Genomic DNA, 23,920 nt, shown 5'->3' with positions numbered 1-23,920 from the left:
CGCGGACGGTGAGAGCACCGACGGCGAGACCGCCGACGCCCGGAACGCCGACGGTGAGACCCCGGCGGTGACGGGTTCGGCGGGGACGGACACGGAGGGGACGGACACCGGCCCGCGGTCCACGCCCGGCGCGCGAACGGTCCCCCGCGCGCTGGAGGAGATCGGCGACGCGGCGTACCTCGACGACGAACTGGTCACCGCGGACTCGGGCGTCCGCCGCGACATCACCCTGGTCTTCCGCACCGGGAACGTCATCGTCACCGTCGAGTACGAGCAGTGGAAGACGGACGGGAGCCGGCCGTCCGACGGCACCGGACCGCAGGAGCGGGCGAGGAAGCTCGCCGAGCGGCTCGCCGGGGAGTTCGACGACGGCTGATCCGGGCGGGCCGGTCCGGGCCCGCCGCCGCACCGGCGGACCGTGCGGGAGCGACTGAGACGACGGCCACACCCGGCCGCGACGGGGCCCGGGGGCGCCGCGGCCGTCCTAGGCTTCCCCAGGTGTCACCCCTGTGGCGTACCGTGCCCCCCGACAGGGCGGACCGGGCGCCCCGCACCTCCGGAAGCGAAGGAACCATGCACCGTAACGCCAAGCGCGTCGTCGTCCGTACGCTGGCCTGCGCCGCCGTGCCCGTGCTGCTGGTCGCGGGCTGCTCCTCCGGCTCCGGCGGGGAGGACTCCGCCAAGTCCGCCAAGTCCTCGGCCGCCCCCACCACCAGCGCGCCGCCCAGCCCGGCACCGGTGAAGTTCACCACACTGCCCGACCCGTGCGAGACGCTCACGAAGAAGACGGTCAAGGCCGTGGTGCCGGGGGCCAAGACGGGGAAGAACCTCGGCTCCAAGGACGCCGACGGCTACGGCACCTGCCTGTGGAGTGGGCTGGACGACTTCCAGTACCGGGCGCTGACCGTCTCCCTCAAGCGCTTCGACTCGGACGTGACGCTCGGCAGCGGCGGTCAGCGGGCCGCGAAGTACGCCGGGCAGCAGGTGGCCGCCGTCTCGCAGGACACCGCGAACAAGAACGTGAAGGACACCCCGCTGGACGGGGTCGGCGACCAGGCGACGTCCATAGCCTTCGAGACGGAGAAGAAGAGCGGCAAGAAGGCCGAGGAGTACCGCGGGCAGCGGGTGGTGGCCGTCACCGGCAACGTCGTGGTGACCGTGGACTACGAGGGCGCCGGCTTCGAGACCGGCAAGACGCCGAAGGCCGACGAGATCCGCGAGGACGCGGAGAAGGCGGCGAAGGAGGCCGCCGCGGCGGTCAAGTAGCGGCGGTCGAGTGGCGGCGGTCGAGTGGCGGTCGAGCAGGGGCGAGCGGGGTCCGGGGGCTTCCCCTCCCTGTCCGCCTCGCGCCGTCCTCCGGGCCGTTCCTCCCGTTCTTTCCTGCGTCTTTCGCTCTCCTGTGCGGTTCTTCCGTAGTATCGCGACCCACACCCGCCCCACTCGCCATCCCGGCCGGGAGGCGGGCGGCCGGCCGCCGACGACTTCGCGAGGAACCCGCAGTGCAACTGACCCGGACTCACCGCATACTCATCGGCGTGGTCGTGGCCGGCGCGGTGGTGATCGCCGCCATCGGGTTCGCCGGCTCGTACGCCGCCGTCCGCGACCTCGCCGAGAAGAAGGGCTTCGGGGACTTCGCACCGTTCTTCCCCATCGGCATCGACGCCGGGATCGTGGTGCTGCTCGCCCTGGACCTGCTGCTGACCTGGATCCGCATCCCCTTCCCGCTGCTGCGCCAGACCGCCTGGCTGCTGACGGCCGCCACCATCGCCTTCAACGGCGCCGCCGCCTGGCCCGACCCGCTGGGCGTGGGGATGCACGCGGTGATCCCGGTGCTGTTCGTCGTCTCCGTGGAGGCGGCGCGGCACGCGGTGGGCCGGATCGCGGACATCACCGCGGACAAGCACATGGAGGGGGTGCGGATCTCGCGCTGGCTGCTGGCCTTCCCCTCCACCTTCCGGCTGTGGCGCCGGATGAAGCTGTGGGAGCTGCGCTCCTACGACCAGGTCATCCGCATGGAGCAGGACCGGCTGGTGTACGAGGCGCGGCTGCGGGCCCGCTACGGACGCTCCTGGAAGCGCCGGGCGCCGGTGGAGTCGCTGATGCCGCTGCGGCTGGCGCGGTACGGGGTGCCGCTGGCGGAGACCGGCCCGGCCGGCCTGGCCGCCGCCGGCATCGAACCGCAACTGCTCCCGGGGAAGAGCACGGGCGCGGGCGAGGGCGCGGGCAGCGGTACGGCCGCCGCGAACGGTGCGGCCGGCGCGGTGCGGGCGGCCGGGGAGACGGCTGGAGAGGTGACCGCCCCGGAGAAGGCCGTACCCGAACTGGCGCCGCCCGCCCGGAACGGAGCACGGGACCGGGCCTGGGACGAGACCCCGGCGGAGCACGGGGTGGTGCCCCGCGAGTGGGAGGCGCCCGCGGAACCGGACGGGGCGGCGGACCCCGGGCCGCAGCCGGAGCCGTCCGGAGCCGCACCGGCCGTCCCGGCACCCGCGTACGCCGCCGGGGCCGCGCCCGCCAGGGCGGAGGTGACCGTGCCGGTCTCCCAGGGCCGCCGCCGCCGGATGGGGCAGCCGGCCCCCGGCGGGACCCGGGCCGCGTACGCGTACTCCGTGCTCGCCTCGGACGAGCCGGTGGCGCCGCCGCCGCCGGAGCCGGAGGACGCCGGACCGCTCGGCATCCCGGACGGCGCGCTCTACACGGACGTCTACTACCGGGCCTACCAGCAGTACATAGCCGACCACGGCGACCGCCCCAACGCCCGGCAGCTGGCCAGGGTCCTCTACGACGAGCACGGCGTGACCAACGCCGAGGGCGGTCTGCTGAGCGAGAGCCACCTGCGCCTGTACCTGCGGGACTTCAAGGACCGCTACAACGCCGAGATGGGTCTGGGGGGCTGACCGCCCACCAGACCCACCACGCAGGACCCACCGCGCAGGACCCACCACGCAGCACCCACCGCGCAAGGTCCGCCGCGCACCCGCCGCCGCCGGGTGTCCGGCGGCGTCAGGCCCCCAGCAGCTTGCGCACCCGGTCCGCGCCCACCGCCAGCAGCAGCGTGGGCAGCCGCGGGCCGGTGTCGCGGCCGACCAGCAGCCGGTAGAGCAGGGCGAAGAACGCGCGCTGGGCGGCCTTCAGCTCCGGCGTCGGCCTCGCCTCCGGCGACAGGCCCGCCCGGATCTTGGGCACGCCGTAGACCAGCGTGGTCAGCCCGTCGAGCGACCAGTGCTCGTCCAGCCCGTCCAGCAGCAGCCGCAGGGCCTCGCGCTCGCCGTCGTCCAGCGAGGCCAGCAGTTCGGTGTCCGGCTCCTCGCGCACCCGGGTGCGCTGCTCGGCCGGGACGTGGGTGGCGACCCAGCGCTGCGCGCAGTCCAGCCGCGGGCGCGTCTCGTCCAGGGAACGGACCGGGGTGTCCGGGTCCAGCTCGCTCAGGATCCGCAGGGTCTGCTCCTCGTCGCCGGTGGTGACGTCCACCACCGAGGCGAGCGTGCGGTACGGCAGCGGGCGCGGCGTCCGGGGCAGCCCGCCGGACGCCGTGGAGACGGCCCGGCGGTACGCGGCGGCGTCCGCGGGCTGCGCGGTGCCGTCGGCGACCTTGCGCTCCAGGGCGTCCCACTCGTCGTAGAGCCGCTGGATCTCCTGGTCGAAGGCGATCTTGAAGGACTGGTTCGGCCGGCGGCGCGCGTACAGCCAGCGCAGCAGCGGCGCCTCCATGATCTCCAGGGCGTCGAGCGGGACGGGCACCCCGCCCCGGGAGCTGGACATCTTCGCCATGCCGCTGATGCCGACGAAGGCGTACATCGGGCCGATCGGCTGCTCGCCGCCGAAGATCTTCACGAGCTGCCCGCCGACGACGAAGGACGAGCCCGGTGACTGGTGGTCCACGCCGGAGGGTTCGAAGACCACGCCCTCGTACGTCCAGCGCATCGGCCAGTCGACCTTCCAGACCAGCTTGCCGCGCCGGTGCCCGGACAGCAGGACCGTCTCCTCGTGGCCGCACCGGCACACGTACGTCATGCGCGTGGTGTCGTCGTCGTAGGCGGTGATCGTCGTCAGGTCGCGCTCGCAGGCGGAGCAGTACGGCTTGTACGGGAAGTACCCGGTGCCGCCCGAGCCGCCGTCGTCCTCACCGGCCGCGCCGGAGCCCTCGGCGGCCTCGGTCTCGGCGGCCGCCAGCTCGGCGTCCCTGGGCTTCTGCTGCTGCTTCGCCGCGCTCTCCGGCGCCGCCTTGGTGCGGTAGCGGTCCAGGACGGCGTCGATGCGCCCGCGCTCGCGCATGGCGAACAGGATCTGCTCGGTGTACGCGCCGGAGGTGTACATCTCCGTCTGGCTGATGCCGCGCACCTCGATGCCCAGCCGGTCGAGCGCCTCGGCCATGGCGGACCTGAAGTGCCCGGCCCAGCTGGTGTGCCCGCTGCCGGGCGGCGCGGGCACGGAGGTGAGCGGCTTGCCGATGTGCTCGGACCAGGAGGCGTCGACCCCGTCGACTCCGGCCGGGACCTTGCGGAAGCGGTCGTAGTCGTCCCAGGACAGGATGTGCTCGCAGGCCACGCCGCGCCGCCTGATCTCGTCGGCGACCAGGTGCGGGACCATCACCTCGCGCAGGTTGCCCAGGTGGATGGGGCCGGAGGGGCTCAGACCGGAGGCGCAGACGACCGGTTTGCCGGGGGCACGGCGCTCCGCCTCGGCGATGACCTCGTCGGCGATGCGGGAGACCCAGTCGGCGGTCTCGGTGCTCTGAGCCACGGTCGGCACGTCCCTTTCAGGTCTTTCGGGGCTTTCACGTATCGGGATGACGGAACCATTGTTTCAGACGGGCCGGGGCACCGGCGCCTGCTTATCGGCGAGCCCCGGGGACCGCCCGCGTGGGATACTGGACCGGCCCGGAAACCCCTACTCAGAGGAACGGCACTCCTTCATGGCCTCGGTCCCCTCGCTCGCCGCCACCGTCCACCAGCGCGTCGTGGACGCCCTCTCGGCTGCCCTGCCGGAGGCCGCGTCCGCGGACCCGCTGCTGCGACGCAGCGACCGGGCGGACTTCCAGGCCAACGGGATGCTGGCGCTGGCCAAGAAGCTCAAGGGGAACCCCCGGGAGCTGGCCGCGAAGGTCGTCGGGGCGATGCGGGAGAGCGCCGGGGCCGCCCAGAACGCCGGGGCCGCCGGAGACGCCGGCAATGCAGTGATCGCCGGGATCGAGGTCTCCGGGCCCGGCTTCCTCAACATCACCGTCTCCGACGCGGCGATCACCGCCACCCTGGCGGCGCGGGCCGCCGACGAGCGGCTGGGCGTGCCGTACGCGGCGGAGCCGGGCACCACGGTCATCGACTACTCCCAGCCCAACGTGGCCAAGGAGATGCACGTCGGGCACCTGCGGTCCACGGTGATCGGCGACGCGATCGTGAAGATCCTGGAGCACCGCGGCGAGAAGGTGGTCCGGCGGCACCACATCGGCGACTGGGGCACCCAGTTCGGCATGCTCATCCAGTACCTGGAGGAGCACCCGCACGAGCTGGACCACTCCGGCGGCGACGGGTCCGGGGAGCCGGGCGGGGAGTCCGGCGAGGCGGCCATGTCCCGGCTGAACCGGCTCTACAAGGACTCGCGGGCGCTGTTCGACTCCGACGAGGAGTTCAAGGCGCGCGCCCGGGACCGGGTGGTGAAGCTCCAGAGCGGGGACGAGCGCACCCTGGAGACCTGGCGGCGGATCGTCGGCGAGTCGATGATCTACTTCCACGCCGTCTACGAGCAGCTCGACGTGGAGATCCGCGACGCGGACGTCGTCGGCGAGAGCGCCTACAACGACGACCTCCAGCAGGTCGTGAAGGACCTGGAGGCCGACGGGGTCGCGGTCCGCTCCGAGGGCGCGCTGTGCGTGTTCTTCGACGACGTCAAGGGCCCGGACGGCAAGCCCGTCCCGCTGATCGTGCAGAAGTCCAACGGCGGCTTCGGCTACGCCGCCACCGATCTGGCCGCCATCCGCGACCGGGTCGGGAGGCTGGGCGCCGACACCCTGCTGTACGTGGTGGACGCCCGGCAGGCGCTGCACTTCAAGATGGTCTTCGAGACCGCGCGGCGGGCCGGCTGGCTGCCCGAGGGCGCCGCCCGGCAGCTGGCGTTCGGCACCGTGCTGGGCAAGGACGGCAAGCCGTTCAAGACCCGGGAGGGCGAGACGGTCCGGCTGGTGGACCTGCTGGGCGAGGCCGTCGAGCGGGCCACGGCCGTGGTGCGGGAGAAGGCCGAGCAGGGCGGGCTGGAGCTGACGGAGGAGGAGATCGCCGAGCGCGGCGCCCAGGTGGGCATCGGCGCGGTGAAGTACGCGGACCTGTCGACGTCGATGTCCCGCGACTACGTCTTCGACCTGGACCGGATGGTCTCGCTCAACGGCGACACCAGCGTCTACCTCCAGTACGCCTACGCCCGGATCCAGTCGATCCTGCGCAAGGCGGGCGACGCGCGGCCGGCGGCGCACCCGGAGCTGGCCCTCGCCCCGGCGGAGCGGGCCCTGGGGCTGCATCTGGACGAGTTCGCCGAGACGCTGGCGGGCGTGGCCGAGACGTACGAGCCGCACAAGCTGGCCGCGTACCTGTACCAGCTCGCCTCGCACTACACGACGTTCTACGACCAGTGCCCGGTGCTGAAGGCCGGGGACGAGGCGACCGTGGAGAACCGCCTCTTCCTGTGCGAGCTGACCGCCCGCACCCTGCGCCAGGGCATGGCACTGCTGGGTATCCGCACGCCCGAGCGGCTCTGAGGCCCTGAGCCGTACGGGCACGGGCGAGACGCGAGTGAGAGCGGTGGGGCGGGCCCGGCGGGCCCGCCCCACCGGCGTTCCCGGCGTGCTCAGCCCTCGCGGTGCACCTTGGTGTTGGACGCCTGGGCGCGGGGGCGGACGACCAGCAGGTCGACGTTGACGTGCGGCGGGCGGGTCACGGCCCACACGACGGTGTCGGCCACGTCCTCGGCGGTCAGCGGCTCGGCGACGCCCTCGTAGACCTTCGCGGCCTTCTCCTCGTCCCCGCGGAAGCGGGTGACGGAGAACTCCTCGGTGCGCACCATGCCGGGCGCGATCTCGATGACCCGGACGGGCTGCCCGCACACCTCCAGACGCAGCGTCTCGGCCAGGACGTGGGCGCCGTGCTTGGCCGCGGCATAGCCCGCGCCGCCCTCGTAGGTGCCGTGGCCCGCGGTGGAGGACAGCACGAGGACGGTGCCGTCGCCGGAGGCGGTCAGGGCCGGGAGCAGCGCCTGGGTCATGTTCAGCACGCCGAGCACGTTGACCTCGTACATCGACCGCCAGTCGGCCGGGTCGCCGGTGGCGACCGGGTCCAGGCCCAGGGCGCCGCCCGCGTTGTTGACCAGCACGCTGCCGGGGGCGAGGGGGCCGAGCCGCCCGGCGAAGGCGTCCACGGCGGCGCGGTCGGTGACGTCCAGGGCGTACGCCTCGGCCCGCCGGCCGGCGCCGGTCAGCTCGGCGGCCAGGGCCTCGACGCGCTCGGCGCGGCGGGCGGCCAGCACCGTCCGGTAGCCCTCGGCGGCCAGCCGCCGCGCGGTCGCGGCTCCGATGCCGCTGCTCGCGCCGGTGATGACCGCGGTGGGTGCGGTGGGTGCGGTGGGCCGTGCGGCGGACTGCTCGGCGGACTGGGACATGGGCGGGCCCTCCCGGTGGTGGATGTCGCGGTGCCGCTCGCAGAATAGGTCCGGTGAGTTCCGGGGGCCGGAGCGGGCCGTCCCACCCGTCCCGCGGCGCGTACCTGCTGCGGTCTTCCGGGGGGCGACCCCCGGACCCCCGGCCGTCTCACCCGCCCCGCGGCGCGTACATGATCAGGGCGACCCCCGCCAGGCAGACGAGTGCCCCCGTCACGTCCCAGCGGTCCGGCCGGAAACCGTCCACCGCCATGCCCCAGAGCAGCGAGCCGGCGACGAAGACACCGCCGTACGCCGCCAGGATGCGGCCGAAGTGGGCGTCGGGCTGGAAGGTGGCGACGAAGCCGTACGCGCCCAGGGCGAGCACCCCGGTGCCGATCCACACCCAGCCGCGGTGCTCGCGCACCCCCTGCCAGACGAGCCAGGCGCCGCCGATCTCCAGCAGGGCGGCGAGGGCGAAGAGGAGGGCGGAGCGGGCAACGAGCATGTCAGGAGGCTACGGGCGGCCGTCCGGGCCCCGTCCGGGGGGCCCGCCGGAAACCGCCGGAGCCGGTTCCGGCCCCCGTCCCGGCCGGGGTCAGGGCCACACCAGGCAGTACGCCTGGTGACCCGCCTCGTGGAGGCGGTGCGAGAAGTCCTGCCACTCGTGGAGGAGCTGGTAGACGTCGAAGGCGTCGCGCGGGCCGCCGCGGTCGGGGACGGTGGACCAGATGAAGGCCGCCGCGCCCACCGATTCCTCGCCGACGCCCCGCAGCGGGTCGGTGACCGTCATGGGCAGCTTGACCACGGCGTAGTCGGAGTGGAGGACCACCAGCTCCAGCGGGGGCACCTTGTGCAGCGGTATGCCCTCGATGCCGGTGAGGACCATCGCGGCCACCGTCTCCGGCTTGATCCGGGTGAACATGCCGTGGCCCAGTTCGTCCCCGCCCAGTTCCTCCGGGCGCATCGAGATGGGCACCCGGGCGGCTGTGGCGCCGTCCGGTGCACCGAAGTACTTGTAGGTCACCCCCACCCGGCCACCCTTGCCGATCCTCGTCTCCGCAGTGTCCGCCGTCTCCGTCACGTCCGCGGTCTCCGCCGCCTCGGAGGTCCTGCGCCGGTGCCGGCCCCGCGCGCGCCTGGGACCGATGTCCCCCGTGCCCTCGCCCAGCCCGCCACCGCGCTGCATGTCACCACCCAACCGACCACTCGCGGCTCCGCCGCGCGACCCGATCATCGTCTCAGAGACCTCCCCTTCTGGCGGGCCGTGAAACGCCCGGCCGCACATGTGCGCGAGGCTCTGAGACCATGGCTTGCGTGAACTATCCGTACGATGCACCAGTATCGCAGTCGCTGTACGACCGTGCCGCCGTTGTGACACCTGGAGGAGTGAACTCTCCGGTGCGCGCCTTCGGTGCCGTGGGCGGTACGCCCCGTTTCATGGTGTCCGGTGCCGGTCCGTACCTCACCGACGCGGACGGCCGCGAGTATGTCGACCTCGTGTGCTCGTGGGGGCCGATGATCCTCGGTCACGCCCACCCCGCCGTGACCGAGGCGGTCCGCGAGGCGGTCTCGCGCGGTACCTCCTTCGGCACCCCGGGACAGGGCGAGGTCGAGCTGGCCGAGGAGATCGTCGCCCGGGTCGCCCCCGTTGACCAGGTACGACTGGTCTCCTCCGGTACCGAGGCCACGATGTCCGCGATCCGGCTGGCGCGCGGTTTCACCGGCCGGAGCAAGGTGGTCAAGTTCGCCGGCTGCTACCACGGCCATGTGGACGCGCTGCTGGCGGCCGCCGGTTCGGGGGTCGCCACCTTCGGTCTGCCGGACACCCCGGGGGTGACCGGCGCGCAGGCCGGGGAGACCCTGGTGCTGCCGTACAACGATCTGGACTCGGCCGCCGCCGCCTTCGCCGCGCACCCCGGCGAGATCGCCTGTGTGATCACCGAGGCCTCGCCCGGCAACATGGGTGTGGTGCCGCCGCGCGAGGGCTTCAACGCCGGGCTGAAGCGGCTGTGCGAGGCGAACGGCGCGCTGTACGTCTCCGACGAGGTGATGACCGGCTTCCGGGTCTCGAAGGCCGGCTGGTACGGCCTGGACGGCGTCGTGCCGGACCTGATGACCTTCGGCAAGGTGATGGGCGGCGGCTTCCCGGCGGCGGCCTTCGGCGGCCGGGCCGACGTGATGGCCCGGCTCGCCCCCGCCGGGCCCGTCTACCAGGCGGGCACCCTCTCGGGGAACCCGGTCGCGACGGCGGCCGGACTGGCCCAGCTCCGGCTGCTGGACGACGCGGCGTACGAGCGGCTGGACGCGGTCTCGGCCGAGCTCCGGTCGCTGGTCACCGAGGCGCTGGCCAAGGAGGGCGTGACGCACCGGCTGCAGCGGGCGGGCAGCATGTTCTCGGTCTTCTTCACCGGCGGGGACGGCGAGGACGGCGGGGACGGCGGGGAAATCGCGGACTACGCCGCGGCCGGGCGGCAGGAGACGTTCCGCTACACCGCCTTCTTCCACGAGATGCTCTCCCGGGGCGTCTATCTGCCGCCCTCGGCCTTCGAGGCGTGGTTCGTCTCCACCGCGCTCGACGGGCGGGCCGTGGAGCGGATCGCGGACGCGCTGCCGCACGCCGCGCGCGCCGCGGCGCGGGCCGGCGGGGACGGCGAGCAGGGGGAGGCGAGAGCGTGACGGCCACGGCGAACGGTTCCGGGCACGAGCCGGCGGGCGGGGCGGGCGGCCCGGCGGAGGAGTCGGCGGACGCCCCGCTGGACGCCGCCCGGGACCCGGCGGACGTGACGGACCCGGCGGACGTGACCGTCACCCCCGAGACCGCGGGGGAACGGGAGCAGCACGCCGGCGGGCAGCGGACCGTGGTGCACCTGATGCGGCACGGCGAGGTGGAGAACCCCAAGGGGATCCTCTACGGCCGCCTCCCGGGCTACCACCTCTCCGAGCTGGGCCGCCGGATGGCCGAGCGGGTCGCCGAGCACCTCGCCCACCGCGACATCGCGTACGTGGTGGCCTCCCCGCTGGAGCGGGCCCAGGAGACCGCCGAGCCGGTCGCGAAGATCCACGGACTGGCGGTCGCCTCCGACAAGCGGCTGATCGAGGCGGACAACATCTTCCAGGGGAAGACCTTCGGCGTCGGTGACGGGGCGCTGCGGCGGATCGCGAACTGGCCGCATCTGCGCAACCCGTTCCGGCCGTCCTGGGGCGAGCCGTACACCGACCAGGCGGTGCGGATGATGGCCGCGCTGGAGGCCGCCCGGGACGCCGCCCGCGGCCACGAGGCGCTGTGCGTCAGCCACCAGCTCCCCATCTGGACGGTGCGCAGCTTCGTCGAGCGCCGCCGGCTCTGGCACGACCCGCGCAGACGGCAGTGCACCCTGGCCTCGCTGACGACCTTCACCTTCGTCGGCGACCGGATCGTCTCGGTCGGCTACACCGAGCCGGCCCACGACCTGGTGCCGCCCCATCTGCGGGCGGGGGCGAAGCCGGTGAAGGGGAAGGGCAGGGGGGCCGGGGCCTGAACGGGGAGTGCGGCGGACGGGTGCCGGGAGGCCGCGAAGCGGACAAGGGGGGCGCGGAAGATCGCCCTCGGGCGCATGCGAAACTTTTCACATGAGTCAGAGCCGCGCCTTCCGACGCCGCCCCCCGCGCCCCGGCCGCCGCCTCCCCGCGGTCCTGGCAGGGGCCGTCGCCGGTGTGCTCGCGCTGTCCGGATGCGGTGGCGGCGAGACCACCGGTGCCTCCTCCGGCAACGCGCAGTTCGTCCAGGGCACCGGGCAGATCACGAGAGTCCCGGAGAAGGACCGCGAACCCGCCCCCGACATCTCCGGCGAGACCGTGGACGGCGGCCGGCTGTCCCTGTCGGACCACCGGGGTGAGGTCGTCGTCCTCAACGTCTGGGGGTCGTGGTGCGCGCCCTGCCGCGCCGAGGCGCCCAACCTCGCCAAGGTCGCCGAGGACACCGCGGACGAGGGCGTGCGGTTCGTGGGGATCAACACCCGCGACCTGGACAGGGCCAACGCCGAGGCCTTCGACCGCACCTACGGCATCGAGTACCCGAGCCTGTACGACCCCAGCGGCAGGCTGATCCTGAGGTTCGAGGACAACCTCCCGCCGCAGGCCATCCCCTCCACGCTGGTCATCGACCGGGAGGGGCGGATCGCCGTACGCGCCCTGAAGGCGCTCAGCGAGAAGGACCTGCGCGCCGCACTCGAACCGGTGATGGCGGAGAAGTGACGCCGGATGCCTGCTGACCCCGGGTTCCCCGGACTGTCCGAGCTGTCCGAGCTGTCCGGTCTGACGAGCCTCGCCGCCGTCACGGACGGCAACGAGACCGTCGTCTCCGGCGCCCTGCTGCTGGCCGTGCCGATCGCGGTGCTGGGCGGTCTGGTCTCGTTCTTCTCGCCCTGTGTGCTGCCGCTGGTGCCCGGCTACCTCAGCTATGTCACCGGCGTCGGCGGCACCGACCTGGCCGAGGCGCGGCGCGGCCGGATGTTCCTGGGCGCCGTCCTGTTCGTGCTGGGCTTCACCGCCGTGTTCGTCTCCGGCGGCGCGCTGTTCGGCGGCTTCGGGGCCACGCTCCAGACCCACCGGGAGACCATCTCGCGGGTGATGGGCGTACTGATCATCCTGCTGGGGCTCGCCTTCGCGGGAGTGATGTCCCGGTTCGTCCAGCGCGACATCCGCTTCCACACCAGACCGGGCGTCGGCCTGGCGAGCGCGCCGCTGCTGGGGGCGCTGTTCGGCATCGGCTGGACGCCGTGTGTGGGGCCGACGCTGTCGGCCGTGCAGTTCCTGGCGTTCAACGAGGCCAGCGCGGGGCGCGGCGCCCTGCTGACCGTGGCGTACTGTCTGGGGCTCGGGCTGCCGTTCGTGCTGGCCGCGCTCGCCTTCCGGCGGGCGCTGGGCGCCTTCGGATGGGTCAAGCGGCACTACGTGTGGGTGACGAGGGCCGGCGGTGGCATGCTCGTGGCGGTCGGGCTGCTGCTCGTCACGGGGGGCTGGGACCGGATCGTCTACGAGCTACAGGTGTGGTCCTCCGGCTTCACCGTTTGGATCTGAGCTATGACCGACTCCAGCACCACCGACTCCACCACCGCCGGGACCACCGGGACGGCCGCCGACGAGCGGGACGCCGCCGCGCGGCTGTCCACCGCGCCGGTGGACGCCGAGCACCCCGCGGAGGGCGGGGACGGCGGCACCGGGGGGCCGGGGCAGTCCGTACCCGGCTCCTTCGGCGGGACGCGCCGCCCCGGCGCGGCGGGCGCCGCGGCGTGGTACGCCCGGGAGACCGCCGGCTGGCTGCGCTGGTTCTGGCGGCAGCTCACCTCGATGCGGGTGGCGCTGCTCCTGCTCTTCCTGCTCTCGCTGGCGGCGGTCCCCGGCTCGGTGATCCCGCAGAAGGACGTGGACTCCTTCGCCGTCGAGGAGTTCCGGCAGCGGCACGAGACGCTGGGACCGCTCTACGAGCGGCTCCAGCTCTTCGACGTCTACAGCTCGGTGTGGTTCTCCGCCGTCTACATCCTGCTGTTCGTCTCGCTCATCGGCTGCATCGTGCCGCGCACCTGGCAGTTCGCCGGCCAGCTCCGCGGCCGGCCGCCGCGCGCCCCGCGCCGGCTGACCCGGATGCCCGCCCACACCACCTGGCGCACCGCCGCCGCGCCGGACGAGGTGCTGGCGGCGGCCCGGTCACTGCTGAGCGGCAGGCGCTTCCGCACCGACCTGTCCCCGGCGTCCGGCGCGTCCGCCTCCGGCGGCTCGGTCGCCGCACCTATGTCCGGCGGCTCGGTCGCCGCACCTTCGTCCGGCGGCTCGGTCGCCGCACCTTCGTCCGGCGGCTCGGTCGCCGCACCTTCGTCCGGCGGCTCGGTCGCCGCCGAGAAGGGCTATCTGCGCGAGGCCGGCAACCTGGTCTTCCACATCTCGCTGATCGTGATGCTGCTGGCCTTCGCGGCCGGGCAGCTGTGGAACTCCGAGGGCGGCAAGCTGATCGTGGAGGGCGACGGCTTCTCCAACACCCTCACCCAGTACGACGACTTCACCTCCGGCTCGCTGTACGACACCGCCGACCTGGACGCCTTCGGCTTCCGGCTGGACGAGTTCCACGCCACCTTCGAGCGCACCGGACCGCAGCGCGGCACCGCGCGCACCTTCCGCGCCGACGTGACGTACTGGGAGGGCGCGGACGGGGCCGAGAGGCAGACGTCCATCGAGGTCAACCACCCGCTGAAGGTGGGCGGGTCCAAGGTCTTCCTCATCGGGCACGGCTACGCGCCGGTCGTCACCGTCACCGACGGGCAGGGCGACGTGGCCTTCCGGGGCCCGGTGCCCTTCCTGCCGCAGGAGAGCCTCGGGCTCACCTCCACGGGCGTGGTCAAGGTCACCGACTACCGGAACGCGGACGGTGAGCGCGAGCAGCTCGGCTTCCAGGGCATCTTCACGCCCACCTACGGGATCGACGCCGAACGCGGACCGCACTCGACGTTCCCCGAGCTGGACTACCCGGTGCTGTCCATGAACGCCTTCCACGGCGACCTGGGCATCGACTCCGGCATCCCGCAGAACATCTACCAGCTCGACACCGACAAGATGGAGCAGTTCAAGGCCGAGGACGGGGACCTGTTCCGCATCGACCTGCGTCCCGGCGAGTCGGTCGAGCTGCCGGACGGGGCGGGCACGCTGAAGTTCGAGAGCGTCGAGCAGTGGGCCAGCTTCCAGGTCTCCCAGGAGCCGGGTGAGGGCTGGGCGCTGGCCGGGGCGAGCGCCGCCGTGCTGGGCCTGGCCGGTTCGCTGTTCATCCAGCGCCGCCGGGTGTGGGTGCGCGCCGAGCGCGGCGCGGACGGGAGCACCGTCGTGGAGATGGCCGCGCTCGGCCGCAGCGAGTCCGCGCGGGTCCCCGAGGAGCTGGGCGAGCTGGCGGCGGCACTGCACGGTGCCGCGCCCTCGGCCCCGGCACCCGGACGGGCCGGCCCGGAGGAGACCGCACCGGAGGAGACCGCCGGGGAGACCGCACCGGAAGAGACCGCCGCGGCGGAGCCCGCGGACACATCGGACGCCGCCGAGGGCGGCGCCGGACCCTCGTCACGAGGAGAGACCGAGTGAACGCCGCAGTGAACGCCGTGCACCTCGCCGTCGCGGCGAACGAGAACCTGGCCGAGTTCAGCAACCTGCTGATCAGGTCGGCGATGGCCGTCTACGCCCTGGCCTTCGTCGCGCACATCGTGGAGTGGGTGTTCGGCAGCCGCAGCCGGGTGGCCCGGACGGCCGCCGCGCTCCGCGCCGAGGGCGCCCGCAGCGCAGAGCGCACCGGAGCCGCCGAGGAGATCTCCGTCACCGTGCGGACCTCCGGCGGCACGGGCGTGCTGGACAAGCCGAAGGTCGTCACCCGCTCCGCCACCGGCCGCCGGGCCGGCCTGCCGGACGGGCCCGGCGCGGCCGGCGGGGACGAGCGGGGCGACCTGTACGGCCGGATCGCCGTCTCGCTGACCGTCCTGGCCTTCCTGCTGCACTTCGCCTCGGTGCTCACCCGCGCCCTGTCGGTGCAGCGCGCCCCCTGGGGCAACATGTACGAGTTCTCGACGGCCTTCTCGATGGTCGCCGTCGGCGCGTACCTGGGCTTCCTGGTGGCGCGGAAGAACGTCCGCTGGATCGGGCTGCCGCTGGTCACCACGGTGCTGCTCGACCTGGGCCTGGCCATCGTGGTCTTCTACACCGAGAGCGACCAGCTCGTCCCGGCGCTCGACTCGTACTGGCTGTGGATCCACGTCTCACTGGCCATCGTCTGCGGCGCGCTGTTCTACCTGGGCGCGGTCGCCACGCTGCTGTACCTGTTCCGGGACCGCTACGAGGCGAAGCTGGAGGCGGGCGGGAAGCCGGGCGCCTTCGCCTCCTCCGTGCTGGAGCGGCTGCCCAGCGCCGCCTCCCTGGACGGCTTCGCGTACCGGATCAACGCGGCGGTCTTCCCGTTCTGGACCTTCACCATCATCGCGGGCGCGATCTGGGCGGAGAACGCCTGGGGCCGCTACTGGGGCTGGGACCCCAAGGAGGTCTGGTCCTTCATCACCTGGGTCGGCTACGCCTGCTACCTGCACGCCCGCGCCACGGCCGGCTGGAAGGGGCGCCGGGCGGCCTACCTGGCGCTGATCGCCTTCCTGTGCTTCCTGTTCAACTACTACGGCGTCAACGTCTTCTTCGACGGACTGCACTCCTACGCCGGCGTGTAGACCGCGCGGGACGCGCGCAGGACACGAGGACACACGGCCGCGGGCCGGACCGGGAGGTCCGGCCCGCGGCCGTCTCAGGAGGCGGCGGGCGGAGCCTCGTCCGCCCCGCCGCCGTTCTCCGTGTTGTTGTTGTGCTCCTTGTCACGCCCGGCATCGTGCCTGGCGTCGCGCTTCCTGCCGAGTTCCCCGTCACGCTCCCGGTCGCGGCGGGGCTTCTTGTCCCCGGTCTCCGGACCGGGCTCCGGACGCTTCTCGGACTCCGGCTCCGGCCGCCGGTTGCGTTCGGTGATCGACCGCAGGAACTCCGGATTGTCGTCCGGCGCGACCCAGCGGCGCTCGGCCGGCCGGGTGGCGCCGTAGGGGGTGTTGCGGCGGGGGCGGCCCACCACGAACCAGGCCACGGAGCCCAGCAGCACCATGCCGAAGAACAGGACGATCAGGACCCACGCCCCCTTCGGCAGCTTGCGCACCTCTCTGTCGGGGGTGTTGAGGCAGTCGATGAAGGCGTAGATCCACACCGCCAGGATCAGAACGGTCGGAAGAAGCCTGAGCATTGGGCAACGCCCCCTGGATGCGATAGAGCGGCATGTGGTGGGCCAGCGGGCCCATGGGCCGGGGATGCCGGACGGAGCCGGAACGGGCCCCGTGACACGCCCAGGGTAATGGGTGTCGGATACTTACCCCTATGACGTACGACGATCTCCGCTCGCTGCTGCGGGCCCTGGAGCGCGACGGCGACCTCGTCCGGATCAAGGCCGAGGTCGATCCCCATCTGGAGATCGGGGAGATCGTCGACCGGGTCCAGAAGGCCGGCGGCCCGGCCCTGCTCTTCGAGAACGTCAGGGGCTCGGGCATGCCGCTGGCCATGAACGTCTTCGGCACCGACCGCCGGATGCTGAAGTCCCTGGGCCTGACCTCGTACGACGAGATCGGCGAGAAGATCGGCGGGCTGCTGCGGCCGGAGCTGCCGCAGGGATTCGTCGGCTTCCGGGAGGCGTTCGGCAAGCTCGGCACGATGGCGCACGTCCCGCCGAGGAAGGTCAAGGAGGCACCCGTCCAGGACGTCGTGCTCACCGGCGACGACGTCGACCTGGAGAGCCTGCCCGCGCTGTTCACCTGGCCCGAGGACGGCGGCTCCTTCTTCAACCTGGGCCTGACCCACACCAAGGACCCCGAGACCGGCATCCGCAACCTGGGGCTCTACCGGCTCCAGCGGCACGACCGGCGCACCATCGGGATGCACTGGCAGATCCACAAGGACAGCCGGAACCACTACCAGGTCGCCGCCCGGCGCGGCGAGCGGCTGCCGGTCGCCATCGCCTTCGGCTGCCCGCCCGCTGTGACATATGCCTCAACCGCGCCGCTGCCCGGCGACATCGACGAGTACCTCCTCGCCGGCTTCCTCCAGGGCAGGCGGGTGGAGATGGTGGACTGCAAGACGGTGCCGCTCCAGGTGCCGGCCCGCGCCGAGGTGGTGCTGGAGGGCTGGCTGGAGCCGGGGAGGATCCTGCCGGAGGGCCCGTTCGGCGACCACACCGGCTTCTACACCCCGCAGGAGGACTTCCCGGCACTGACCGTCGACTGCGTCACCATGCGGAAGCGGCCGGTCTTCCAGTCGATCGTCGTCGGGCGCCCGCCGACGGAGGACGGGCCGCTGGGCCGGGCCACGGAGCGCTTCTTCCTGCCGCTGCTCAAGGTGATCGTCCCGGACATCGTGGACTACCACCTGCCGGAGGCGGGCGGCTTCCACAACTGCGCCATCGTCTCGATCGACAAGAAGTACCCCAAGCACGCGCAGAAGGTGATGTCCGCGATCTGGGGCGCCCACATGATGTCGCTGACCAAGCTGATCGTGGTGGTGGACGCCGACTGCGACGTCCACGACCTGCACGAGGTCGCCTGGCGGGCGCTGGGCAACACCGACTACGCCCGTGACCTGCTGCTCACCGAGGGGCCGGTGGACCATCTGGACCACGCCTCCTACCAGCAGTTCTGGGGAGGCAAGGCGGGCATCGACGCCACCGCCAAGTGGCCCGAGGAGGGGTACACGCGGGACGGGGGCTGGCCGGAGATGGTCGTGTCCGATCCGGACACCGCGGCGAAGGTCAGCCGCCGCTGGCGGGAGTACGGCCTGTGAGTTCCGTCACCGAGGACACCGGAGACGCCGGGGACGCCGGGGACACCGGGGACGCCGGAGGGAACGAGGAAGCCGGGGGCGCGGGCACGGGCGGCTCCGGCGCGGCCGCCGTCCCCGCCGCCGTCCCCGCCGCGAGGACCGCACCGCCGGTCACCGCCCGCCCGGCGGGCCGGATCAGGGCGTTCCTGCGGCTGGTGATGATCGAGCACTCGGTCTTCGCGCTGCCCTTCGCCTATCTGGCCTCGCTCACCGCGATGTTCCTGGTGGACCGGAGCGTCCACTGGTGGGAGCTGTTCCTCGTCACCGTCGCGATGGTGAGCCTGCGCACCTTCGCCATGGCCGCCAACCGGATCATCGACCGGGAGATCGACGCCCGCAATCCGCGCACCGCCAACCGTGAGCTGGTCACCGGGGCGGTGTCGGTGCGCACCGCCTGGGCGGGCGCGCTGGTCGCGCTGGCCGTCTTCCTCGCCGCCGCGGCGCTGCTCAACCCGCTGTGCCTGGTGCTCGCGCCCCTCGCCGTGGTGCCGATGGTGGTCTATCCGTACGGGAAGCGGTTCACCGACTTCCCGCACGCCGTACTCGGGCTCGCCCAGGCCATCGGGCCCGTCGGCGCCTGGCTCGCCGTCACCGGGGCGTGGTCCTGGGAGGCGGTGGTCCTCGGGCTGGCGGTGGGCGTCTGGATCGGCTGCTTCGACCTGATCTACGCCTGCCAGGACACCGCCTCGGACCGGGCCAACGGGGTGCGCTCGGTACCGGCGCGCTTCGGCGTGGCCGCCGCGCTGTACGGCGCCCGCGCCGGCCATGCCGTCACCGTGGCGCTGCTGGGCTGGTACGGGGCGCTCACCGGGGCCGGGGTGGCGTACTGGGCGGGGCTGTCGATCGTGGCGGTGGCGTTCGTCTACGAGCACGGCATCGTGCGGCCCGGCGACCTGTCCCGGGTGAACCGGGCGTTCTTCACCGTCAACGGCTTCGTCGGGATAGCGCTCTTCCTCTGCGCGCTGATCGATCTGGTGCTGCGCGGCCTGACGGTGTGAACCGCGTCGGCCGGCGGTGAACCGGTGGCGCGGGCCGGCCCGCGCCACCGTCAGCGGGTCAGCGGGGCCCGCCGGGACCGGCCCAGCGGGGTGGAGCGGCGGAACCAGAACGCCGCCAGCACCCCGCCGATCAGCCCGAACAGGTGGCCCTGCCAGGAGACGCCCGAGTTGGTGGGCAGCACGCCCCACAGGATCGAGCCGTAGAGCAGGACGACCGTGATGCCGACGGTGATGTCCAGGGCGTCGCGGTCCACGAAGCCGCGGACCAGCAGATAGCCGAAGAGCCCGAACACCACGCCCGAGGCGCCCGCCGTGACCGAGTGCTCCGGCGCGGTCAGCCACACTCCGACACCGCTGACCACGATGATCGTCAGGCAGACGGCGAGGAACCGGCCTATGCCCCGTACCGCCGCGAGGAAGCCGAGCACCAGCAGCGGCAGGCTGTTGGCCGCGACATGGTCGAAGCCGAAGTGCAGGAACGCCGCCGGTACGACGTCGATCAGCTCGTCGGTCTCGCGCGGCGAGACGCCGTAGTCGTCGAGCGAGTTGCCGGTGGCGACGTCGACCGCCTCCAGCAGCCACAGCAGGCTCACCCAGACCAGCATCAGCACACCCGCCGACACCGCCCTGGACGTGCGCGACGAGCGGGTCGAGCCGGTCGTCGATCCGTATGCCATCTGGTCTCTCCCCGTTCGGTCCCGTCCTGTCCGTACGCCGCCGCGCGGCCGTGCGGTGCCGGGCCCGAGCCCGTCCCGCCCTGTGGGTCTGCCCGTTTTCGCCGTCGTGTACGACAACGTCATGGACCGGGTCGGGAGTTCCGGGACGGACGGGACGCGGCGGACGGGACTCGGGGGACGGGCTCAGGGGACGGGCTTGCCCGGCTCCTCCGTGTCCTGCCGCTCGGTCCGCCGTTCGGCCAGCTCGGTGTAGAGCACCGCCCCCACCACGTCCTGCGGCTCCAGCCGCTTCGCGGCCGGCGGCGTGTCAACCCGGACCGCCTGCCCCGGGGCGAAGGTCAGGGTGAGCGGCAGCTTTCCCGTCCCGCGCGCCCCGCGCTCTCCCTGCGCGCCGTCCGGGCCGCCCGCCGCGAACTGCCCCAGGTCCACCGTCAGCCCCGACAGGACGCCGCCGCGCAGTTCCAGTTCCAGGGTGATCCGGCCCTTCTCCGGCACGTCGTCGAGCAGGCCGCTCCAGGCCCCGATCCCGCCGAAGTCCCCCTCCAGCGGTGCCAGCGCCGCCGTCAGGTCCCGGACTGCCTCGCGGGCGGGAAGGGCGACCGTCACCCGGTCCGCGCCGTCGCGCCGTCCGCCGTCCCGGAAGACCGCGTGCTCGTCCAGGACCTCGCGCACCGACTCGAGAACCCGGTGCTGGGCCCTGGCGCTCAGCAGCAGCTCCGCCTCGTCCGCCAGCCGGGTCGCCGCCTCGCCGTACCGGACCCCCGCCACCGTCGCGAACCGCTCGAACTCCCGGGGGTCGACGCGCACCCACCTGCCCCGGAACAGGTCCCGGGCGGCGGCCAGGGAGGAGGGCAGCCCGTCGGCGGCGGCCGCCAGCTCGGCGCCCCTGTTCACCGTGTCGTCGCGCCAGTCCAGCTCCGGGGCCAGCCGGTCCCAGTTGACGCGGACGTAGAAGCCGTCACCGATCGCCTTGTAACCGGCCAGGTCCTTGCCGCCGAGGTTGACCATGAGGGCGGAGTCGACGTGTTCGGCCTCTCTCACGTCCTTGAGCGGACCGTCCGCGCCGATGGTGAGCACCGTCTCCACCCGGGAGAGCAGCGGGGCGTCCACGGGGCCGGCGGCCGTCCCGGTCCCCGCGAGGCCCGGTACCGGAAGGCCCGGTACCGGAAGGCCGTGCCGGGCGAAGGCGCGGATGTCGCCGGCCGAGGCGTCCAGCGCCGTGGTGACCGTCACCGTCTCCCACTCGCCCAGCTTCTCGACCGCCCGGCGGGCCCGGGACTCGGCGTCGGCGGGCGCTGCGGAGCCGCAGGCGGTCGAGGCGGCTATCAGAAGGGCACAGCCGGCGGCTGCCAGGCTCTTGCGGGTGACGGTCATACGACGATCCAACTACTCCGGGGTGAATGCGGCCAGGGTCCAGGGTGCCCCGGACGGCGCGGAAACGCCGCATGAGGGCCGGCGGCACCCGCCCGGACGCGGTCGCCCGGGCCCGGTTTAGGCTCGGTGCCGTGAGTGACAGTCTGCGACGGCCGTGGGTCGTCGGTGTTTCCGGGGCGTCCGGGACGCCGTACGCCGCGTCGGTGCTGCGCGCCCTGCTGGCGGCCGGCGAGGACGTGGACCTGGTGGTCAGCCGGGCCGCCCGGCTGACGCTGCTGGACGAGACGGGGTACCCCTTCCGGGACGCCCACTGGCGCGAGGACCTGCGGCGCTGGCTGGCCAGGGACGCGGACGGCACCCCGGAGGCCCACCGGGTGCGGATAGCCGAGCCGGACTCCGGGGCAGTCTCCGGCGGCGCGTCCGGCTCCGGCTCCGAGCCCGACTCCGAGCCCGACTCCGAGCCCGACTCCGAGCCCGGCTCCGGCACCGTGCGGTACTGGCCGGCCGGGGACCTCGCGGCGGGCCCGTCGTCCGGCTCGTACCCGGCCAGGGGCATGCTCGTCGTCCCGGCCTCCACCGAGTCCGTCGCGGGGATCGCGCTGGGGCTCTCCAAGGACCTGCTCCAGCGCACCGCGAGCGTGACGCTGAAGGAACGGCGCCCGCTGGTCGTCGCCGTGCGCGAGACCCCGCTGAGCGGCCAGACGCTGAAACACCTCGTCACCCTCGACGAGGCCGGGGCCGTGGTGCTGCCCGCCTCCCCGGCCTTCTACGCGGGCGCGGCCCGCGTCCAGGACCTGGTCGACTTCGTGGCGGGCCGGGTGCTGGACGCGGTGGGCGTCCCGCACCGGCTCTACCGCCGATGGGAAGGCGAGCTGGGGGCCGCACAGGGCCAGTCGTAGGGCCCCACGACCGTATGCCTTAGATTCGAGCAGGAACAGTCAGGGGGCCGGCGGGCCGGGAAAGATCCGGGAAGACCGGGGAAGACCGGAGAGGACGCCGCCGGCGGTCAGGGGGCACCGGACAGCGCCCCGCACCACCCCACGGCGCTGACACGACGGAAGGCAGCAGGACGCATGGACGCGGTGGACAGACAGCTCATCCAGGCGCTGCGCGAGAACGGCAGGGCCTCGTACGCCGAACTCGGCCGGCTCGTCGGTCTCTCCGGGCCCAGCGTCACCGACCGCATCAACCGGCTGGAGGCCGCCGGGGTCATCACCGGCTACCGCGCGACCGTGGACGCCTCCTCCCTCGGCCTGGGGGTCACCGCGCTGATCGGCATCCAGCTCTCCGACTCCGTGGACCACGAGGACGTGGCCGGCCGGCTGCGGGAGCTGCCGGAGATCGAGGACTGCTGGTTCATCGCCGGCGACGACTCCTACATGCTCAAGGTGCGCGCCACCGACGTGGACGGCCTGGAGCGGACGATCCGCAGGCTGTCGACCACCAAGGGCGTCTCGCGCACCCGCACCACCGTCGTGCTCTCCACCAAGTGGGAGAACCGGGTCGGCGAGCTGCCCGAGGGCGGCTGACCACCGCACACCGCGTCCAGCACCCGGCCCGTGGGCCTGCGCCGGGGCAGGCGTAGGCTCGAAGGGCTGCCCGCAACGGACGGCCCCGCAGGACCCCGCAGGTCCCCGTACACAGGAACGAGGAGGCGGCGACGCATGGACGCTGGGCTCAAGCGTGAGCTGGAGGAGAAGGTACGCGCCGGTGAGCGGCTGAGCCGCGAGGACGGCATCGCCCTGTACGAGTCCGACGACCTGGCCTGGCTGGGCGGGCTCGCCCACGAGGTGCGCACCCGGCTCAACGGCGACGTGGTCCACTTCAACGTCAACCGCCACCTGAACATGACCAACGTGTGCACCGCCTCCTGCGCGTACTGCTCCTTCCAGCGCAAGCCGGGGGAGAAGGACGCGTACACCATGCGCATCGAGGAGGCCGTGCGGCTGGCGAAGGCGATGGAGGGCGAGAACCTCACCGAGCTCCACATCGTCAACGGCCTGCACCCCACCCTGCCGTGGCGCTACTACCCGCGCTCGCTGCGGGAGCTGAAGAAGGCCCTGCCGGACGTCTCGCTGAAGGCGTTCACCGCCACCGAGATCCACCACTTCGAGACGATCTCCGGCCTGTCGGCCTCCGAGATCCTCGACGAGCTGATCGACGCCGGACTGGAGTCGCTGACCGGCGGCGGCGCGGAGATCTTCGACTGGGAGGTGCGGCAGCACATCGTCGACCACCGCACCCACTGGGAGGACTGGTCGCGCATCCACCGGCTGGCGCACTCCAAGGGCCTGAAGACGCCGTGCACGATGCTGTACGGCCACATCGAGGAGCCCCGGCACCGCGTCGACCACGTGCTGCGGCTGCGCGAGCTGCAGGACGAGACCGGCGGCTTCCAGGTCTTCATCCCGCTGCGCTACCAGCACGACTTCGTGGACATGAAGGACGGCAAGATCCGCAACCGGCTCCAGGCCCGCACCACGATGGCCACCGGCGCGGAGGCGCTCAGGACGTTCGCCGTCTCCCGGCTGCTGTTCGACAACGTGCCGCACGTGAAGGTGTTCTGGGTGATGCACGGTGTGCAGACCGCCCAGCTCGCCCTCCAGCACGGCGCGGACGACATGGACGGCTCGGTCGTCGAGTACAAGATCACCCACGACGCGGACAACTACGGCACCCCCGACAAGCTCACCCGCGAGGACCTGCTGGAGCTGATCCGGGACGCCGGCTTCCGCCCGGTCGAGCGCAACACCCGCTACGAGATCATCCGCGAGTACGACGGTCCGGACCCGGCGCGGCGCGAGTCCCCGCAGCCGATGCGGGTCTGAGCGGGTCCGAGCGGTACGGCGGCCG

The 23,920-nt window shown here is 73.0% G+C and carries 21 protein-coding genes and 1 pseudogene; 15 read left to right on the top strand and 7 right to left on the bottom strand.

Features of this window, described 5'->3' with window-relative positions:
- From CUT44_RS34180 to CUT44_RS22690, 3 genes and pseudogenes are all read left to right on the top strand, one after another.
- A pseudogene (locus CUT44_RS34180) lies at window positions 1-376 on the top strand (hypothetical protein); the annotation flags it as partial.
- A gap of 197 nt (window positions 377-573) precedes the next feature.
- Window positions 574-1,266: a DUF3558 family protein gene (locus CUT44_RS22695; protein WP_100203786.1), complete on the top strand. Its 693-nt coding sequence runs from the start codon at window positions 574-576 to the stop codon at window positions 1,264-1,266.
- A 239-nt stretch (window positions 1,267-1,505) separates the two neighbouring features.
- Window positions 1,506-2,897, top strand: coding sequence for a DUF2637 domain-containing protein (locus tag CUT44_RS22690; RefSeq protein ID WP_100203812.1), 1,392 nt, complete (start codon window positions 1,506-1,508; stop codon window positions 2,895-2,897).
- A gap of 106 nt (window positions 2,898-3,003) precedes the next feature.
- Here CUT44_RS22690 and lysS read toward each other — a convergent pair whose 3' ends face one another.
- A complete protein-coding gene (lysS, locus tag CUT44_RS22685; RefSeq protein ID WP_100203811.1) occupies window positions 3,004-4,743 on the bottom strand; it encodes a lysine--tRNA ligase in 1,740 nt (579 codons plus the stop codon).
- Window positions 4,744-4,915: 172 nt separating this feature from the next.
- On the opposite strand from lysS, the gene argS reads away from it, so the two are divergent.
- Entirely contained in the window at window positions 4,916-6,748 is a 1,833-nt protein-coding gene (gene argS / locus CUT44_RS22680) for an arginine--tRNA ligase (protein WP_100203785.1), read from the top strand.
- An 89-nt stretch (window positions 6,749-6,837) separates the two neighbouring features.
- Here the strand turns inward: argS and CUT44_RS22675 are convergent, their stop codons facing one another.
- The 3 genes from CUT44_RS22675 to CUT44_RS22665 all read right to left on the bottom strand — a co-directional run bounded on the left by CUT44_RS22675 (window position 6,838) and on the right by CUT44_RS22665 (window position 8,809).
- Window positions 6,838-7,644, bottom strand: a complete 807-nt coding sequence (locus CUT44_RS22675) for an SDR family NAD(P)-dependent oxidoreductase (RefSeq protein WP_100203784.1) — start codon at window positions 7,642-7,644, stop codon at window positions 6,838-6,840.
- Window positions 7,645-7,792: 148 nt separating this feature from the next.
- Entirely contained in the window at window positions 7,793-8,128 is a 336-nt protein-coding gene (locus CUT44_RS22670) for a YnfA family protein (protein ID WP_100203783.1), read from the bottom strand.
- Between the two features lie 90 nt (window positions 8,129-8,218).
- Entirely contained in the window at window positions 8,219-8,809 is a 591-nt protein-coding gene (locus CUT44_RS22665; protein WP_100203782.1) for a hypothetical protein, read from the bottom strand.
- 119 nt (window positions 8,810-8,928) lie between these two features.
- On the opposite strand from CUT44_RS22665, the gene hemL reads away from it, so the two are divergent.
- The 6 genes from hemL (at window position 8,929) to ccsB (ending at window position 15,842) form a co-directional block, all read left to right on the top strand.
- The gene (hemL, locus tag CUT44_RS22660; protein ID WP_100203781.1) at window positions 8,929-10,299 is read left to right on the top strand and encodes a glutamate-1-semialdehyde 2,1-aminomutase; all 1,371 of its coding nucleotides are present in this window, start codon (window positions 8,929-8,931) and stop codon (window positions 10,297-10,299) included.
- Window positions 10,300-10,493: 194 nt separating this feature from the next.
- On the top strand, window positions 10,494-11,141 hold the full coding sequence (locus CUT44_RS22655; protein ID WP_100203810.1) for a histidine phosphatase family protein: 648 nt from the start codon (window positions 10,494-10,496) through the stop codon (window positions 11,139-11,141).
- Between the two features lie 91 nt (window positions 11,142-11,232).
- Complete coding sequence (locus CUT44_RS22650) at window positions 11,233-11,856, top strand: TlpA family protein disulfide reductase (protein ID WP_100203780.1); 624 nt, start codon at window positions 11,233-11,235, stop codon at window positions 11,854-11,856.
- A 6-nt stretch (window positions 11,857-11,862) separates the two neighbouring features.
- Window positions 11,863-12,681, top strand: coding sequence for a cytochrome c biogenesis CcdA family protein (locus CUT44_RS22645; protein WP_100203779.1), 819 nt, complete (start codon window positions 11,863-11,865; stop codon window positions 12,679-12,681).
- A 3-nt stretch (window positions 12,682-12,684) separates the two neighbouring features.
- The gene (locus CUT44_RS22640; protein WP_100203778.1) at window positions 12,685-14,721 is read left to right on the top strand and encodes a cytochrome c biogenesis protein ResB; all 2,037 of its coding nucleotides are present in this window, start codon (window positions 12,685-12,687) and stop codon (window positions 14,719-14,721) included.
- Between the two features lie 17 nt (window positions 14,722-14,738).
- Window positions 14,739-15,842: a c-type cytochrome biogenesis protein CcsB gene (gene ccsB / locus CUT44_RS22635; protein WP_100203809.1), complete on the top strand. Its 1,104-nt coding sequence runs from the start codon at window positions 14,739-14,741 to the stop codon at window positions 15,840-15,842.
- Window positions 15,843-15,916: 74 nt separating this feature from the next.
- Here the strand turns inward: ccsB and CUT44_RS22630 are convergent, their stop codons facing one another.
- Window positions 15,917-16,396, bottom strand: a complete 480-nt coding sequence (locus tag CUT44_RS22630) for a PLD nuclease N-terminal domain-containing protein (protein WP_100203777.1) — start codon at window positions 16,394-16,396, stop codon at window positions 15,917-15,919.
- Between the two features lie 131 nt (window positions 16,397-16,527).
- Between CUT44_RS22630 and CUT44_RS22625 the strand changes: the two genes are divergently transcribed.
- Both CUT44_RS22625 and mqnP read left to right on the top strand, forming a co-directional pair.
- Complete coding sequence (locus CUT44_RS22625) at window positions 16,528-17,979, top strand: menaquinone biosynthesis decarboxylase (protein ID WP_100203776.1); 1,452 nt, start codon at window positions 16,528-16,530, stop codon at window positions 17,977-17,979.
- Complete coding sequence (gene mqnP, locus CUT44_RS22620; RefSeq protein WP_100203775.1) at window positions 17,976-19,016, top strand: menaquinone biosynthesis prenyltransferase MqnP; 1,041 nt, start codon at window positions 17,976-17,978, stop codon at window positions 19,014-19,016. The genes CUT44_RS22625 and mqnP overlap by 4 nt, the downstream gene beginning before the upstream one ends.
- 50 nt (window positions 19,017-19,066) lie before the next feature.
- Here mqnP and CUT44_RS22615 read toward each other — a convergent pair whose 3' ends face one another.
- Window positions 19,067-19,693, bottom strand: coding sequence for a rhomboid family intramembrane serine protease (locus tag CUT44_RS22615; protein WP_100203774.1), 627 nt, complete (start codon window positions 19,691-19,693; stop codon window positions 19,067-19,069).
- Between the two features lie 183 nt (window positions 19,694-19,876).
- Entirely contained in the window at window positions 19,877-21,067 is a 1,191-nt protein-coding gene (locus CUT44_RS22610) for a hypothetical protein (RefSeq protein ID WP_100203773.1), read from the bottom strand.
- Between the two features lie 131 nt (window positions 21,068-21,198).
- Between CUT44_RS22610 and CUT44_RS22605 the strand changes: the two genes are divergently transcribed.
- The 3 genes from CUT44_RS22605 to mqnE all read left to right on the top strand — a co-directional run bounded on the left by CUT44_RS22605 (window position 21,199) and on the right by mqnE (window position 23,895).
- Window positions 21,199-21,966, top strand: coding sequence for a UbiX family flavin prenyltransferase (locus CUT44_RS22605; RefSeq protein WP_100203808.1), 768 nt, complete (start codon window positions 21,199-21,201; stop codon window positions 21,964-21,966).
- A 174-nt stretch (window positions 21,967-22,140) separates the two neighbouring features.
- A complete protein-coding gene (locus tag CUT44_RS22600; protein ID WP_100203772.1) occupies window positions 22,141-22,596 on the top strand; it encodes an Lrp/AsnC family transcriptional regulator in 456 nt (151 codons plus the stop codon).
- 135 nt (window positions 22,597-22,731) lie between these two features.
- The gene (gene mqnE / locus CUT44_RS22595) at window positions 22,732-23,895 is read left to right on the top strand and encodes an aminofutalosine synthase MqnE (RefSeq protein WP_100203771.1); all 1,164 of its coding nucleotides are present in this window, start codon (window positions 22,732-22,734) and stop codon (window positions 23,893-23,895) included.
- The last annotated feature ends 25 nt before the right edge of the window (window positions 23,896-23,920 follow it).

The sequence above is a fragment of the Streptomyces carminius genome, assembly GCF_002794255.1.
GTDB classification, from domain to species: domain Bacteria; phylum Actinomycetota; class Actinomycetes; order Streptomycetales; family Streptomycetaceae; genus Streptomyces; species Streptomyces carminius.
The sequence above is the reverse complement of the archived record's forward strand: the minus strand, read 5'-3'. Positions and strand labels throughout refer to the sequence as shown.